This window comes from Vibrio echinoideorum (genome assembly GCF_024347455.1).
GTDB classification, from domain to species: domain Bacteria; phylum Pseudomonadota; class Gammaproteobacteria; order Enterobacterales; family Vibrionaceae; genus Vibrio; species Vibrio echinoideorum.
The window spans coordinates 1588332-1606876 of the sequence record NZ_AP025483.1 but is presented as its reverse complement, the minus strand read 5'-3'; the positions used below and the strand labels follow the sequence as shown (position 1 = coordinate 1606876).

1 protein-coding gene is annotated in these 18545 nt (G+C 51.5%); it reads right to left on the bottom strand.

Going from position 1 to position 18545, the window contains the following annotated elements:
• Window positions 1-66: 66 nt before the first annotated feature.
• The gene (locus tag OCV36_RS07120; protein WP_261887532.1) at window positions 67-18306 is read right to left on the bottom strand and encodes a tandem-95 repeat protein; all 18240 of its coding nucleotides are present in this window, start codon (window positions 18304-18306) and stop codon (window positions 67-69) included.
• Between the last annotated feature and the right edge of the window lie 239 nt (window positions 18307-18545).

Genomic DNA, 18545 nt, shown 5'->3' with positions numbered 1-18545 from the left:
TACTTTAGAAGCTAGTTGATATAACAAAACAGACACATTAAAAAAGGGCCTTTCGGCCCTTTTTTGTTATTGGTCTGGTAAGTTCACAAAGAGTTGGTTAACCAAATTACTCAAATCACTGCTTATCACACTGCCATCACCTTGAGCGTTCACAGAGTCGAACTGATTCCCCGTATTATCGAGTACAATAGTTTGTGTCTGACCGCTATTACTTGCGTCTTCAGAGATAGTGATAACCAAATCTTTATCACCACCGCCGTTATCCACTTTTTCAATCGTGATGTGCTCAAGCAAATCTGACATTGAATTTTCCGTTGGCAATAACTGAGATATATCTAAGTGATCTTGGCCTAAAGCAAAGTCGGTAATTGTATCAACATCATCTTGGAACGGTTGATCAACCCATTGGAATAGGTCATCGCCGTCGCCGCCAGTTAGGATATCGTTGCCTAATCCACCGATTAATAGGTCATCTCCCTCTCCACCATCAAGAAGATCATTACCATTATCTGCGACCAATACATCATCACCATCGAAACCATAGAGTTCACTAGCATAATTTTGGACTACTGCTATTGCACCACCATTTCCATCTGACTCATAAGTACCAGTTATCACTGACCCATCATTCAAAACAACTTCAAAAGATGCACCTATAAAACTACTACCTTGATCTCCGCCAAAACTGTCAGTATCGAATGTGAACCAGAACTCATCATCGCTTGTAAAATCACCATCAACAAAATTAGCAATCAGTACTGAAGAGTCCGAGTTCATTGCATCCCAAATATTATCAGTCTGTTCGATGCCTTTTGACTCTGTTTGGTTCATTGGATTGGAGCTATCGCTTATATCCCAATAAGCATTATTATCGATACTACTCAAGTCAATACTAATTTGCATTACTGACAAACCAGCAGCCAAGCTAGAAAATGCAAATCCGTATTGATTAGGGTTATTGTAAGTATTACCGGAACGAACGGTAGCAGTAATTGTTGCCAATTCTCCTATACTATTAGTCGGCTTACCTATAATAATATCATCAGCTTGTGTTCCTGATAAAACAGAACTGTCGATAAAATTCACTTCAACATTAGCGCTATCTGAAACTCCATTTCCATCAATCACGTAACTGAATTCATCCCCACTTTCAGCGTTATCTAAAATAACAGCTTCCCCGTTAAGAGTGACTGTAGCCTCAGAGCTTGCGACACTAGAAACAACGGTATCTGAAGTTATTGCGTCTGAGTGCGTAAGATAATCAGTATCGATAGACAGTGGAGAGTCACTGTTCAAATTAGTAATAATGTTGTTTACGTTTGCATCGATGGTCGCATGGTAATCGATATTGAGCGTTAATTTTAAAGAGTCCTGATCTCCATCTCCATCTTCAACCTGCACTTGAATAACTTCACTCTCGTTTAGCACATTTCGATCAACGGCAATACTGTAATAATACTCACCTGAGTCGAAATTAATCCTAAACTCCCCTCCTAAAGCGGTTGAAACTGTAATCTCAGGTAAACTCGCATCGTACTCATAAGCGATGCCATCGATGACAATTGATGTAATTGATACCCCGTCAGCTCCTTCTAAAATACCACCTTCCGCGTCAAAAAGCTTAACGTCACCACTAATACTGTTGTTGTCAAAATACTCTAAAACTGTATTGGTCAAATCATCAGCATCATCAACCACAACAGCATAATCACTATCATTATCACTTGCATCAGCTGAGTGCGCGATTGGTGTAAGTTCGTCCAAAGGTGCATTACCTATACCTATCGCGAAAGAAATATCATAGTTTGCTGAGTCTAAATAACTGTTCCAATCATCTTGAAGATCTCCGTCGACTTCCGCCCCTGCATTAGGAGCTCCATCTGAAATAAAGTACACAAAACTTTGATCAGAAGTTGGTAAAGCACCGCTGTCCATTACTTTTTCTAGTGCATCGCTATATAGTGTTCCGCCACTTGCTTGCAAGGATTCGAGGTACGTAATCACATCAGCTACATCATCTAATAACCAACCAGAATTGGCTATGTTATTGCCTGAGAATGTAACTATTTGAACATTGACATCACCGGTATCATCGACCTCGCTAACAAGAGCTGTCAGGGCTTCAATAGCCGTTTCTAGATAGCTTTTCCCATTGCCAGCCGAATAATCCATACTACCTGACAAGTCAAGAACAAAAGTCAAATTTGTTGTTATAGGATCTGATGTGGTCGTTAAGTTACGTTCAACATCACTGACAATAGGCACATCATCAACGATATTAATATTAAGCTGCGCACTGTCCGTAACACCAACGCTATTTGATATTGTGTAACTAAAACTATCTACAACATCATCACCGATTGATGTGTTAGTTAATTCATACTCAAAATCGCCTGCACGGAAGCCATTAGAGTCGTCAGTATATACAGTCAACGTACCGTAAGTTGTAGTAATGACCACGACCCCATTTACTGATGCCTGACCGTTAACTGCGCTAATTGACGTCGAACTACTAACACCACTATCATTGTCTAGAATATTGCCGGTAACAACACTTGTGTCACTATTAGAGTCAGTACCTGATTCAAGACCAGCCTCATACACCTCTTCGCTATTATCTTTAGCTACCGGTAATGAGTCTTGTGTCACTGTCAATTGAGCTGAAGCCCCACTACCATCAGCATCAGTCAACTCGTATTCGAACGTATCTTGATTAGTCGAACCTACGCTGTATTGAACCTCAACACTCTCTACCATAAAGTTATTGGTTGTGCCGGTATAAAGCACCACAGTTTCAAAACCACTATCAGAAACAATAGTTAAGTCGTTACTACTTACAGTTCCACTATCAATTAAAGAGCCCTGATCGTCGTATGCCTCCCAGAACACTTGCTCACTGTTAGCAACGCCATTCAAAGTAAAGTTAGCTACAGAAACTTCACCGCTAAACTTAGTAACCAATGCTTCGTCGTAACGTATTTGACTACCGTTTCCTGCGGCATTGTCGTAATAAATACCAACCTTATTGCCAACGTTCACCACACTGGCAGAGTTACTATTTAGGTTCGTAACATCAACTTGTTGATAATCGCTATAAGCATACAGTTCAATACCATTGTTATTTAGCATGTCGTTTGTTGAAAACAACTCTACTTGACCTTCCGCTTGGGTTGATTGGTAGCTATAGCTGCCGTCTTGATTAAACGTAGCAATAGCCGTACCTGTATCAATGACGATCTCGCCGTTACTGTTCCATTCATTGTATGTTTGGCCATCGAAAGTAATACTGGTTACTTTAGTAACATCACTACCTAAGTCATCCTTACCCGAACCATCGTTTTCACCAGAGATCAAGTTACCGAAGCCTAAACCGCCAAAGCCAACACTATCAAAGTCATCAACCGCAGTCGGTCCACTATCCGTGATCGCGATTTCGATCTCAGTCCAATTGGAGTTTCCTTGGCCATCAGTAACTAAATAATAAATGGAATCAGTTATTGCTACGCCTTGAGTATGATCCTGGCCTTGAGGAGCTTGATAACTAAATGAACCATCATCATTTATAGTTACCGTCCCACCTAAACTTGTAGAGAACGTCGAACCTGGAGAGGATATATCAACCTCATTTGTACCAGACGAATCACTTGCTAGCGAAAGAACAGCCAAATTCGTGTCATCGTTATCAACATCGTTAACTAACAACTGATCAGACGTAAAGGTGACTGTGCTACCTTCTTCGAGAGTTGCGGTATCTGGATTTCCGCTAGGAGCGTCATTACTACCAATAATATTAATAGTTGCTGTCGCAGTATCTGTTGCGCCATGTTCATCTGTAATTGTATATGTGAAGCTCTCAGTCGTTAGTTCCCCAGCTTGCAAGTAATCATAGACGTCGTTGGTGTCATAGTCGTAAGTCCCATCGGCATAAACAGTAAGCAATGCGCCACTTGGAAGAGTAACAACTGAACCATTAGTAATCGTCTGGCCATTTACAGCGGTCAATGAAAAGGTATCATTTTGATCATCGATATCGTTTGCAAGAAGCCCTGCATTAGCGTCGGTCACAGATACGCCGTCGTCTTCATCAACAATGATGGCACCATCACCTAGATCTATTCCGGTAACGCGAATTGAAGATAAGACATAATCAGAAGAATCCCCAACTCGTACACCATTCGAATCTGCTTCGAAGACTAACGTATCAAATACAATATCACCGGTGTCGATGTTAAAGTCGCCCGTAGAAGCGCCAGAATCCGTTTTGAATACTCCTGAAGCGACAAGCTCTCCATTATAATATGCAGACCAAGCACCTTGTTCTCCTTCATTTTCACTACCAAAAAGTCGTGAAACGCTAAAATCGACATTATTAGCTAGCTCACTAAATTCAAATTTAATTTTTTCAGAGGTGTCAGATCCAGGATCATATTCAATCTGATCAGCAATTTGTCCGCTATCCCTAATAGAGCCTGCGACACCAATTCCAAAGCCACTTAATTCAGATATAGTCCCTGATGTCTCATTACCATCTGAGTCATAAGTAATGGCTTCAATCGAGAACAGAGGTTCGCCATCACTTCCAGTTGGAATCGTAATACCATCAGTGAAATCGGCAAAAGCAGTGTATTCCTGGCTTAACGAACCATCATCTATAGCGTCAACAGAGTTATAAGTTGGTGTATCGCTGTCTACCGCCGTCGCATTGTCGCTATCGGTCGCCGTTAGGCTCACCGCTGGTAGTGTCTCGCCTGCATTCACCGCGTCAACACCCGCTTGCGTCAGTACCACATCGGTGCCGCTGATCGCGTAGTAACTATCGGTGTTTGTGCCCGGGGTGAAGGCAACACTTGGTGTGCCGTCTTCTTCATCCGACGCCGTGAACGTCGCCACCACGGTATCTACCGCCGCGTCGTTTTCATTGAACGTAGGCTTTGCCACCACATCGATGGTTGGGCCGTCGTTGACTGGCGTCACCGTCAGATCCAACGTCGACGTTTCTAATGGCGTGCCATCCACTTCCAGACCGTCGGTCATGGTGTACGTGACCGTTGGGAACGCGCCGTTGTAGTTCGTCACTGGCGTGAAGGTGTAGTTACCCTCACTGTCGATGCTGATGGTGCCTTTGCCGTCCACCGTGATGCTTTCGCCTGCGTTCACCGTCTGGTTACCCACACTGAACGTCGTCACCGTGACGTCGCCATCCGGGCTTGAGGTGCCCGTTAGAACGTTGCCCGTATTCTCACCACTGTCTTCTGCAACATTGATGCTTTCATCCGCATCAACGAACGTGTCGTTGACTGGCGTCACCGTCAGATCCAACGTCGACGTTTCTAATGGCGTGCCATCCACTTCCAGACCGTCGGTCATGGTGTACGTGACCGTTGGGAACGCGCCGTTGTAGTTCGTCACTGGCGTGAAGGTGTAGTTACCCTCACTGTCGATGCTGATGGTGCCTTTGCCGTCCACCGTGATGCTTTCGCCTGCGTTCACCGTCTGGTTACCCACACTGAACGTCGTCACCGTGACGTCGCCATCCGGGCTTGAGGTGCCCGTTAGAACGTTGCCCGTATTCTCACCACTGTCTTCTGCAACATTGATGCTTTCATCCGCATCAACGAACGTGTCGTTGACTGGCGTCACCGTCAGATCCAACGTCGACGTTTCTAATGGCGTGCCATCCACTTCCAGACCGTCGGTCATGGTGTACGTGACCGTTGGGAACGCGCCGTTGTAGTTCGTCACTGGCGTGAAGGTGTAGTTACCCTCACTGTCGATGCTGATGGTGCCTTTGCCGTCCACCGTGATGCTTTCGCCTGCGTTCACCGTCTGGTTACCCACACTGAACGTCGTCACCGTGACGTCGCCATCCGGGCTTGAGGTGCCCGTTAGAACGTTGCCCGTATTCTCACCACTGTCTTCTGCAACATTGATGCTTTCATCCGCATCAACGAACGTGTCGTTGACTGGCGTCACCGTCAGATCCAACGTCGACGTTTCTAATGGCGTGCCATCCACTTCCAGACCGTCGGTCATGGTGTACGTGACCGTTGGGAACGCGCCGTTGTAGTTCGTCACTGGCGTGAAGGTGTAGTTACCCTCACTGTCGATGCTGATGGTGCCTTTGCCGTCCACCGTGATGCTTTCGCCTGCGTTCACCGTCTGGTTACCCACACTGAACGTCGTCACCGTGACGTCGCCATCCGGGCTTGAGGTGCCCGTTAGAACGTTGCCCGTATTCTCACCACTGTCTTCTGCAACATTGATGCTTTCATCCGCATCAACGAACGTGTCGTTGACTGGCGTCACCGTCAGATCCAACGTCGACGTTTCTAATGGCGTGCCATCCACTTCCAGACCGTCGGTCATGGTGTACGTGACCGTTGGGAACGCGCCGTTGTAGTTCGTCACTGGCGTGAAGGTGTAGTTACCCTCACTGTCGATGCTGATGGTGCCTTTGCCGTCCACCGTGATGCTTTCGCCTGCGTTCACCGTCTGGTTACCCACACTGAACGTCGTCACCGTGACGTCGCCATCCGGGCTTGAGGTGCCCGTTAGAACGTTGCCCGTATTCTCACCACTGTCTTCTGCAACATTGATGCTTTCATCCGCATCAACGAACGTGTCGTTGACTGGCGTCACCGTCAGATCCAACGTCGACGTTTCTAATGGCGTGCCATCCACTTCCAGACCGTCGGTCATGGTGTACGTGACCGTTGGGAACGCGCCGTTGTAGTTCGTCACTGGCGTGAAGGTGTAGTTACCCTCACTGTCGATGCTGATGGTGCCTTTGCCGTCCACCGTGATGCTTTCGCCTGCGTTCACCGTCTGGTTACCCACACTGAACGTCGTCACCGTGACGTCGCCATCCGGGCTTGAGGTGCCCGTTAGAACGTTGCCCGTATTCTCACCACTGTCTTCTGCAACATTGATGCTTTCATCCGCATCAACGAACGTGTCGTTGACTGGCGTCACCGTCAGATCCAACGTCGACGTTTCTAATGGCGTGCCATCCACTTCCAGACCGTCGGTCATGGTGTACGTGACCGTTGGGAACGCGCCGTTGTAGTTCGTCACTGGCGTGAAGGTGTAGTTACCCTCACTGTCGATGCTGATGGTGCCTTTGCCGTCCACCGTGATGCTTTCGCCTGCGTTCACCGTCTGGTTACCCACACTGAACGTCGTCACCGTGACGTCGCCATCCGGGCTTGAGGTGCCCGTTAGAACGTTGCCCGTATTCTCACCACTGTCTTCTGCAACATTGATGCTTTCATCCGCATCAACGAACGTGTCGTTGACTGGCGTCACCGTCAGATCCAACGTCGACGTTTCTAATGGCGTGCCATCCACTTCCAGACCGTCGGTCATGGTGTACGTGACCGTTGGGAACGCGCCGTTGTAGTTCGTCACTGGCGTGAAGGTGTAGTTACCCTCACTGTCGATGCTGATGGTGCCTTTGCCGTCCACCGTGATGCTTTCGCCTGCGTTCACCGTCTGGTTACCCACACTGAACGTCGTCACCGTGACGTCGCCATCCGGGCTTGAGGTGCCCGTTAGAACGTTGCCCGTATTCTCACCACTGTCTTCTGCAACATTGATGCTTTCATCCGCATCAACGAACGTGTCGTTGACTGGCGTCACCGTCAGATCCAACGTCGACGTTTCTAATGGCGTGCCATCCACTTCCAGACCGTCGGTCATGGTGTACGTGACCGTTGGGAACGCGCCGTTGTAGTTCGTCACTGGCGTGAAGGTGTAGTTACCCTCACTGTCGATGCTGATGGTGCCTTTGCCGTCCACCGTGATGCTTTCGCCTGCGTTCACCGTCTGGTTACCCACACTGAACGTCGTCACCGTGACGTCGCCATCCGGGCTTGAGGTGCCCGTTAGAACGTTGCCCGTATTCTCACCACTGTCTTCTGCAACATTGATGCTTTCATCCGCATCAACGAACGTGTCGTTGACTGGCGTCACCGTCAGATCCAACGTCGACGTTTCTAATGGCGTGCCATCCACTTCCAGACCGTCGGTCATGGTGTACGTGACCGTTGGGAACGCGCCGTTGTAGTTCGTCACTGGCGTGAAGGTGTAGTTACCCTCACTGTCGATGCTGATGGTGCCTTTGCCGTCCACCGTGATGCTTTCGCCTGCGTTCACCGTCTGGTTACCCACACTGAACGTCGTCACCGTGACGTCGCCATCCGGGCTTGAGGTGCCCGTTAGAACGTTGCCCGTATTCTCACCACTGTCTTCTGCAACATTGATGCTTTCATCCGCATCAACGAACGTGTCGTTGACTGGCGTCACCGTCAGATCCAACGTCGACGTTTCTAATGGCGTGCCATCCACTTCCAGACCGTCGGTCATGGTGTACGTGACCGTTGGGAACGCGCCGTTGTAGTTCGTCACTGGCGTGAAGGTGTAGTTACCCTCACTGTCGATGCTGATGGTGCCTTTGCCGTCCACCGTGATGCTTTCGCCTGCGTTCACCGTCTGGTTACCCACACTGAACGTCGTCACCGTGACGTCGCCATCCGGGCTTGAGGTGCCCGTTAGAACGTTGCCCGTATTCTCACCACTGTCTTCTGCAACATTGATGCTTTCATCCGCATCAACGAACGTGTCGTTGACTGGCGTCACCGTCAGATCCAACGTCGACGTTTCTAATGGCGTGCCATCCACTTCCAGACCGTCGGTCATGGTGTACGTGACCGTTGGGAACGCGCCGTTGTAGTTCGTCACTGGCGTGAAGGTGTAGTTACCCTCACTGTCGATGCTGATGGTGCCTTTGCCGTCCACCGTGATGCTTTCGCCTGCGTTCACCGTCTGGTTACCCACACTGAACGTCGTCACCGTGACGTCGCCATCCGGGCTTGAGGTGCCCGTTAGAACGTTGCCCGTATTCTCACCACTGTCTTCTGCAACATTGATGCTTTCATCCGCATCAACGAACGTGTCGTTGACTGGCGTCACCGTCAGATCCAACGTCGACGTTTCTAATGGCGTGCCATCCACTTCCAGACCGTCGGTCATGGTGTACGTGACCGTTGGGAACGCGCCGTTGTAGTTCGTCACTGGCGTGAAGGTGTAGTTACCCTCACTGTCGATGCTGATGGTGCCTTTGCCGTCCACCGTGATGCTTTCGCCTGCGTTCACCGTCTGGTTACCCACACTGAACGTCGTCACCGTGACGTCGCCATCCGGGCTTGAGGTGCCCGTTAGAACGTTGCCCGTATTCTCACCACTGTCTTCTGCAACATTGATGCTTTCATCCGCATCAACGAACGTGTCGTTGACTGGCGTCACCGTCAGATCCAACGTCGACGTTTCTAATGGCGTGCCATCCACTTCCAGACCGTCGGTCATGGTGTACGTGACCGTTGGGAACGCGCCGTTGTAGTTCGTCACTGGCGTGAAGGTGTAGTTACCCTCACTGTCGATGCTGATGGTGCCTTTGCCGTCCACCGTGATGCTTTCGCCTGCGTTCACCGTCTGGTTACCCACACTGAACGTCGTCACCGTGACGTCGCCATCCGGGCTTGAGGTGCCCGTTAGAACGTTGCCCGTATTCTCACCACTGTCTTCTGCAACATTGATGCTTTCATCCGCATCAACGAACGTGTCGTTGACTGGCGTCACCGTCAGATCCAACGTCGACGTTTCTAATGGCGTGCCATCCACTTCCAGACCGTCGGTCATGGTGTACGTGACCGTTGGGAACGCGCCGTTGTAGTTCGTCACTGGCGTGAAGGTGTAGTTACCCTCACTGTCGATGCTGATGGTGCCTTTGCCGTCCACCGTGATGCTTTCGCCTGCGTTCACCGTCTGGTTACCCACACTGAACGTCGTCACCGTGACGTCGCCATCCGGGCTTGAGGTGCCCGTTAGAACGTTGCCCGTATTCTCACCACTGTCTTCTGCAACATTGATGCTTTCATCCGCATCAACGAACGTGTCGTTGACTGGCGTCACCGTCAGATCCAACGTCGACGTTTCTAATGGCGTGCCATCCACTTCCAGACCGTCGGTCATGGTGTACGTGACCGTTGGGAACGCGCCGTTGTAGTTCGTCACTGGCGTGAAGGTGTAGTTACCCTCACTGTCGATGCTGATGGTGCCTTTGCCGTCCACCGTGATGCTTTCGCCTGCGTTCACCGTCTGGTTACCCACACTGAACGTCGTCACCGTGACGTCGCCATCCGGGCTTGAGGTGCCCGTTAGAACGTTGCCCGTATTCTCACCACTGTCTTCTGCAACATTGATGCTTTCATCCGCATCAACGAACGTGTCGTTGACTGGCGTCACCGTCAGATCCAACGTCGACGTTTCTAATGGCGTGCCATCCACTTCCAGACCGTCGGTCATGGTGTACGTGACCGTTGGGAACGCGCCGTTGTAGTTCGTCACTGGCGTGAAGGTGTAGTTACCCTCACTGTCGATGCTGATGGTGCCTTTGCCGTCCACCGTGATGCTTTCGCCTGCGTTCACCGTCTGGTTACCCACACTGAACGTCGTCACCGTGACGTCGCCATCCGGGCTTGAGGTGCCCGTTAGAACGTTGCCCGTATTCTCACCACTGTCTTCTGCAACATTGATGCTTTCATCCGCATCAACGAACGTGTCGTTGACTGGCGTCACCGTCAGATCCAACGTCGACGTTTCTAATGGCGTGCCATCCACTTCCAGACCGTCGGTCATGGTGTACGTGACCGTTGGGAACGCGCCGTTGTAGTTCGTCACTGGCGTGAAGGTGTAGTTACCCTCACTGTCGATGCTGATGGTGCCTTTGCCGTCCACCGTGATGCTTTCGCCTGCGTTCACCGTCTGGTTACCCACACTGAACGTCGTCACCGTGACGTCGCCATCCGGGCTTGAGGTGCCCGTTAGAACGTTGCCCGTATTCTCACCACTGTCTTCTGCAACATTGATGCTTTCATCCGCATCAACGAACGTGTCGTTGACTGGCGTCACCGTCAGATCCAACGTCGACGTTTCTAATGGCGTGCCATCCACTTCCAGACCGTCGGTCATGGTGTACGTGACCGTTGGGAACGCGCCGTTGTAGTTCGTCACTGGCGTGAAGGTGTAGTTACCCTCACTGTCGATGCTGATGGTGCCTTTGCCGTCCACCGTGATGCTTTCGCCTGCGTTCACCGTCTGGTTACCCACACTGAACGTCGTCACCGTGACGTCGCCATCCGGGCTTGAGGTGCCCGTTAGAACGTTGCCCGTATTCTCACCACTGTCTTCTGCAACATTGATGCTTTCATCCGCATCAACGAACGTGTCGTTGACTGGCGTCACCGTCAGATCCAACGTCGACGTTTCTAATGGCGTGCCATCCACTTCCAGACCGTCGGTCATGGTGTACGTGACCGTTGGGAACGCGCCGTTGTAGTTCGTCACTGGCGTGAAGGTGTAGTTACCCTCACTGTCGATGCTGATGGTGCCTTTGCCGTCCACCGTGATGCTTTCGCCTGCGTTCACCGTCTGGTTACCCACACTGAACGTCGTCACCGTGACGTCGCCATCCGGGCTTGAGGTGCCCGTTAGAACGTTGCCCGTATTCTCACCACTGTCTTCTGCAACATTGATGCTTTCATCCGCATCAACGAACGTGTCGTTGACTGGCGTCACCGTCAGATCCAACGTCGACGTTTCTAATGGCGTGCCATCCACTTCCAGACCGTCGGTCATGGTGTACGTGACCGTTGGGAACGCGCCGTTGTAGTTCGTCACTGGCGTGAAGGTGTAGTTACCCTCACTGTCGATGCTGATGGTGCCTTTGCCGTCCACCGTGATGCTTTCGCCTGCGTTCACCGTCTGGTTACCCACACTGAACGTCGTCACCGTGACGTCGCCATCCGGGCTTGAGGTGCCCGTTAGAACGTTGCCCGTATTCTCACCACTGTCTTCTGCAACATTGATGCTTTCATCCGCATCAACGAACGTGTCGTTGACTGGCGTCACCGTCAGATCCAACGTCGACGTTTCTAATGGCGTGCCATCCACTTCCAGACCGTCGGTCATGGTGTACGTGACCGTTGGGAACGCGCCGTTGTAGTTCGTCACTGGCGTGAAGGTGTAGTTACCCTCACTGTCGATGCTGATGGTGCCTTTGCCGTCCACCGTGATGCTTTCGCCTGCGTTCACCGTCTGGTTACCCACACTGAACGTCGTCACCGTGACGTCGCCATCCGGGCTTGAGGTGCCCGTTAGAACGTTGCCCGTATTCTCACCACTGTCTTCTGCAACATTGATGCTTTCATCCGCATCAACGAACGTGTCGTTGACTGGCGTCACCGTCAGATCCAACGTCGACGTTTCTAATGGCGTGCCATCCACTTCCAGACCGTCGGTCATGGTGTACGTGACCGTTGGGAACGCGCCGTTGTAGTTCGTCACTGGCGTGAAGGTGTAGTTACCCTCACTGTCGATGCTGATGGTGCCTTTGCCGTCCACCGTGATGCTTTCGCCTGCGTTCACCGTCTGGTTACCCACACTGAACGTCGTCACCGTGACGTCGCCATCCGGGCTTGAGGTGCCCGTTAGAACGTTGCCCGTATTCTCACCACTGTCTTCTGCAACATTGATGCTTTCATCCGCATCAACGAACGTGTCGTTGACTGGCGTCACCGTCAGATCCAACGTCGACGTTTCTAATGGCGTGCCATCCACTTCCAGACCGTCGGTCATGGTGTACGTGACCGTTGGGAACGCGCCGTTGTAGTTCGTCACTGGCGTGAAGGTGTAGTTACCCTCACTGTCGATGCTGATGGTGCCTTTGCCGTCCACCGTGATGCTTTCGCCTGCGTTCACCGTCTGGTTACCCACACTGAACGTCGTCACCGTGACGTCGCCATCCGGGCTTGAGGTGCCCGTTAGAACGTTGCCCGTATTCTCACCACTGTCTTCTGCAACATTGATGCTTTCATCCGCATCAACGAACGTGTCGTTGACTGGCGTCACCGTCAGATCCAACGTCGACGTTTCTAATGGCGTGCCATCCACTTCCAGACCGTCGGTCATGGTGTACGTGACCGTTGGGAACGCGCCGTTGTAGTTCGTCACTGGCGTGAAGGTGTAGTTACCCTCACTGTCGATGCTGATGGTGCCTTTGCCGTCCACCGTGATGCTTTCGCCTGCGTTCACCGTCTGGTTACCCACACTGAACGTCGTCACCGTGACGTCGCCATCCGGGCTTGAGGTGCCCGTTAGAACGTTGCCCGTATTCTCACCACTGTCTTCTGCAACATTGATGCTTTCATCCGCATCAACGAACGTGTCGTTGACTGGCGTCACCGTCAGATCCAACGTCGACGTTTCTAATGGCGTGCCATCCACTTCCAGACCGTCGGTCATGGTGTACGTGACCGTTGGGAACGCGCCGTTGTAGTTCGTCACTGGCGTGAAGGTGTAGTTACCCTCACTGTCGATGCTGATGGTGCCTTTGCCGTCCACCGTGATGCTTTCGCCTGCGTTCACCGTCTGGTTACCCACACTGAACGTCGTCACCGTGACGTCGCCATCCGGGCTTGAGGTGCCCGTTAGAACGTTGCCCGTATTCTCACCACTGTCTTCTGCAACATTGATGCTTTCATCCGCATCAACGAACGTGTCGTTGACTGGCGTCACCGTCAGATCCAACGTCGACGTTTCTAATGGCGTGCCATCCACTTCCAGACCGTCGGTCATGGTGTACGTGACCGTTGGGAACGCGCCGTTGTAGTTCGTCACTGGCGTGAAGGTGTAGTTACCCTCACTGTCGATGCTGATGGTGCCTTTGCCGTCCACCGTGATGCTTTCGCCTGCGTTCACCGTCTGGTTACCCACACTGAACGTCGTCACCGTGACGTCGCCATCCGGGCTTGAGGTGCCCGTTAGAACGTTGCCCGTATTCTCACCACTGTCTTCTGCAACATTGATGCTTTCATCCGCATCAACGAACGTGTCGTTGACTGGCGTCACCGTCAGATCCAACGTCGACGTTTCTAATGGCGTGCCATCCACTTCCAGACCGTCGGTCATGGTGTACGTGACCGTTGGGAACGCGCCGTTGTAGTTCGTCACTGGCGTGAAGGTGTAGTTACCCTCACTGTCGATGCTGATGGTGCCTTTGCCGTCCACCGTGATGCTTTCGCCTGCGTTCACCGTCTGGTTACCCACACTGAACGTCGTCACCGTGACGTCGCCATCCGGGCTTGAGGTGCCCGTTAGAACGTTGCCCGTATTCTCACCACTGTCTTCTGCAACATTGATGCTTTCATCCGCATCAACGAACGTGTCGTTGACTGGCGTCACCGTCAGATCCAACGTCGACGTTTCTAATGGCGTGCCATCCACTTCCAGACCGTCGGTCATGGTGTACGTGACCGTTGGGAACGCGCCGTTGTAGTTCGTCACTGGCGTGAAGGTGTAGTTACCCTCACTGTCGATGCTGATGGTGCCTTTGCCGTCCACCGTGATGCTTTCGCCTGCGTTCACCGTCTGGTTACCCACACTGAACGTCGTCACCGTGACGTCGCCATCCGGGCTTGAGGTGCCCGTTAGAACGTTGCCCGTATTCTCACCACTGTCTTCTGCAACATTGATGCTTTCATCCGCATCAACGAACGTGTCGTTGACTGGCGTCACCGTCAGATCCAACGTCGACGTTTCTAATGGCGTGCCATCCACTTCCAGACCGTCGGTCATGGTGTACGTGACCGTTGGGAACGCGCCGTTGTAGTTCGTCACTGGCGTGAAGGTGTAGTTACCCTCACTGTCGATGCTGATGGTGCCTTTGCCGTCCACCGTGATGCTTTCGCCTGCGTTCACCGTCTGGTTACCCACACTGAACGTCGTCACCGTGACGTCGCCATCCGGGCTTGAGGTGCCCGTTAGAACGTTGCCCGTATTCTCACCACTGTCTTCTGCAACATTGATGCTTTCATCCGCATCAACGAACGTGTCGTTGACTGGCGTCACCGTCAGATCCAACGTCGACGTTTCTAATGGCGTGCCATCCACTTCCAGACCGTCGGTCATGGTGTACGTGACCGTTGGGAACGCGCCGTTGTAGTTCGTCACTGGCGTGAAGGTGTAGTTACCCTCACTGTCGATGCTGATGGTGCCTTTGCCGTCCACCGTGATGCTTTCGCCTGCGTTCACCGTCTGGTTACCCACACTGAACGTCGTCACCGTGACGTCGCCATCCGGGCTTGAGGTGCCCGTTAGAACGTTGCCCGTATTCTCACCACTGTCTTCTGCAACATTGATGCTTTCATCCGCATCAACGAACGTGTCGTTGACTGGCGTCACCGTCAGATCCAACGTCGACGTTTCTAATGGCGTGCCATCCACTTCCAGACCGTCGGTCATGGTGTACGTGACCGTTGGGAACGCGCCGTTGTAGTTCGTCACTGGCGTGAAGGTGTAGTTACCCTCACTGTCGATGCTGATGGTGCCTTTGCCGTCCACCGTGATGCTTTCGCCTGCGTTCACCGTCTGGTTACCCACACTGAACGTCGTCACCGTGACGTCGCCATCCGGGCTTGAGGTGCCCGTTAGAACGTTGCCCGTATTCTCACCACTGTCTTCTGCAACATTGATGCTTTCATCCGCATCAACGAACGTGTCGTTGACTGGCGTCACCGTCAGATCCAACGTCGACGTTTCTAATGGCGTGCCATCCACTTCCAGACCGTCGGTCATGGTGTACGTGACCGTTGGGAACGCGCCGTTGTAGTTCGTCACTGGCGTGAAGGTGTAGTTACCCTCACTGTCGATGCTGATGGTGCCTTTGCCGTCCACCGTGATGCTTTCGCCTGCGTTCACCGTCTGGTTACCCACACTGAACGTCGTCACCGTGACGTCGCCATCCGGGCTTGAGGTGCCCGTTAGAACGTTGCCCGTATTCTCACCACTGTCTTCTGCAACATTGATGCTTTCATCCGCATCAACGAACGTGTCGTTGACTGGCGTCACCGTCAGATCCAACGTCGACGTTTCTAATGGCGTGCCATCCACTTCCAGACCGTCGGTCATGGTGTACGTGACCGTTGGGAACGCGCCGTTGTAGTTCGTCACTGGCGTGAAGGTGTAGTTACCCTCACTGTCGATGCTGATGGTGCCTTTGCCGTCCACCGTGATGCTTTCGCCTGCGTTCACCGTCTGGTTACCCACACTGAACGTCGTCACCGTGACGTCGCCATCCGGGCTTGAGGTGCCCGTTAGAACGTTGCCCGTATTCTCACCACTGTCTTCTGCAACATTGATGCTTTCATCCGCATCAACGAACGTGTCGTTGACTGGCGTCACCGTCAGATCCAACGTCGACGTTTCTAATGGCGTGCCATCCACTTCCAGACCGTCGGTCATGGTGTACGTGACCGTTGGGAACGCGCCGTTGTAGTTCGTCACTGGCGTGAAGGTGTAGTTACCCTCACTGTCGATGCTGATGGTGCCTTTGCCGTCCACCGTGATGCTTTCGCCTGCGTTCACCGTCTGGTTACCCACACTGAACGTCGTCACCGTGACGTCGCCATCCGGGCTTGAGGTGCCCGTTAGAACGTTGCCCGTATTCTCACCACTGTCTTCTGCAACATTGATGCTTTCATCCGCATCAACGAACGTGTCGTTGACTGGCGTCACCGTCAGATCCAACGTCGACGTTTCTAATGGCGTGCCATCCACTTCCAGACCGTCGGTCATGGTGTACGTGACCGTTGGGAACGCGCCGTTGTAGTTCGTCACTGGCGTGAAGGTGTAGTTACCCTCACTGTCGATGCTGATGGTGCCTTTGCCGTCCACCGTGATGCTTTCGCCTGCGTTCACCGTCTGGTTACCCACACTGAACGTCGTCACCGTGACGTCGCCATCCGGGCTTGAGGTGCCCGTTAGAACGTTGCCCGTATTCTCACCACTGTCTTCTGCAACATTGATGCTTTCATCCGCATCAACGAACGTGTCGTTGACTGGCGTCACCGTCAGATCCAACGTCGACGTTTCTAATGGCGTGCCATCCACTTCCAGACCGTCGGTCATGGTGTACGTGACCGTTGGGAACGCGCCGTTGTAGTTCGTCACTGGCGTGAAGGTGTAGTTACCCTCACTGTCGATGCTGATGGTGCCTTTGCCGTCCACCGTGATGCTTTCGCCTGCGTTCACCGTCTGGTTACCCACACTGAACGTCGTCACCGTGACGTCGCCATCCGGGCTTGAGGTGCCCGTTAGAACGTTGCCCGTATTCTCACCACTGTCTTCTGCAACATTGATGCTTTCATCCGCATCAACGAACGTGTCGTTGACTGGCGTCACTCCAACATCAACAGTGATGGTATCTGTACCGTCCTGACCGTCATCAACCACAACAGTAAAGCTATCGCTGCCGTTGTAGTTCTCGTCTGGGGTGTATGTCCAATTACCATTTTCGTCAACGACTACCGAGCCATTCGACGGTTCTGTGCCTTTGCTAAACGTTAACTGATCGTTATCTGCATCGGTTGCAGTGAGTGATCCACTTACTGGAGTATCTTCATCTGTGGTGACTGAGATATCGTCACCGACAGGTAAGTCATTGACTGGAGTAACGCCGACATTGACGGTTATGGTGTCCGTGCCACCTTGGTCGTCGGAGACAACAACCGTAAAGCTATCATCACCGTTGTAGTTTTCATTAGGTGTATAGGTCCAGTCACCGTTTTCATCGACAACAACAGTTCCGTTTGAGGGATCAGTGGCTTTGGTGAAAGACAGAGAGTCACCGTCTTCGTCTGAAGCTGAAAGGGTTCCGTTTACTGGGGTATCTTCATCGGTTGTAAATGAGAGAGCGTCGCCGACAGGAGAGTTATTGTTGTCAACAAAGGTAGGCGCGTTGTTAGGTTGCTCAACCGAGCGGAAAGCGTCAAGAAGGCTCAAGCTTTGAGTTCGAGACATACCCAGCGCTTCAAAACCTGTCGTTACGAATTCGGTACCTGGAATAGTTTCATCGCCGTCACGTTCAATCGTTCCGCTACTCACCAGGCTAGAACCACTTTCACCGGCGGCCGTTGCGAACTCTTCCCCTAATTCTGTAGGGTCTTGACCTTCTTCTAGAGCAGCAAAGATATCTGCAATGTCTTGGTCGAGCTCAACCTCACCGCCATCTTCAGGCGAAAAACGCTTGACTGAAATCTGAGGTTCAGAGCTTCCATTTTGGGATTCTAAAACGACATCCCCAGCTTGCAAGGGCTGGCCATCGTCTAAAATTTTGATTGTACCATCTACCGAAATAACAATGCGTTGACCAAGTGCCAATGCACCGCTCGCATTCAATACTGTCATGTCCATATAAACCCCTAAAACCGATTTTCAATCAAAACGTCAAAATAGTGACATTTTATTTATAATATTAGGTAAAATATAACACTTAAAACTATATAATTCATAGTTATGAATGCATTATTTAACAAAGCCATGTACACACCAATGACAAAGATCACACAGAACAACATTTAAAACACTCTCAAAAGTGAGATAAGTTATTGTGTTAACGTAAAATAATTGAGATATTAGTAGACGTTGTAAGT

Bases quoted from the DNA above. Each gene is read 5' to 3' on its own strand.
- OCV36_RS07120 (WP_261887532.1), bottom strand. From the start codon at position 18,306: ATGGACATGACAGTATTGAATGCGAGCGGTGCATTGGCACTTGGTCAA.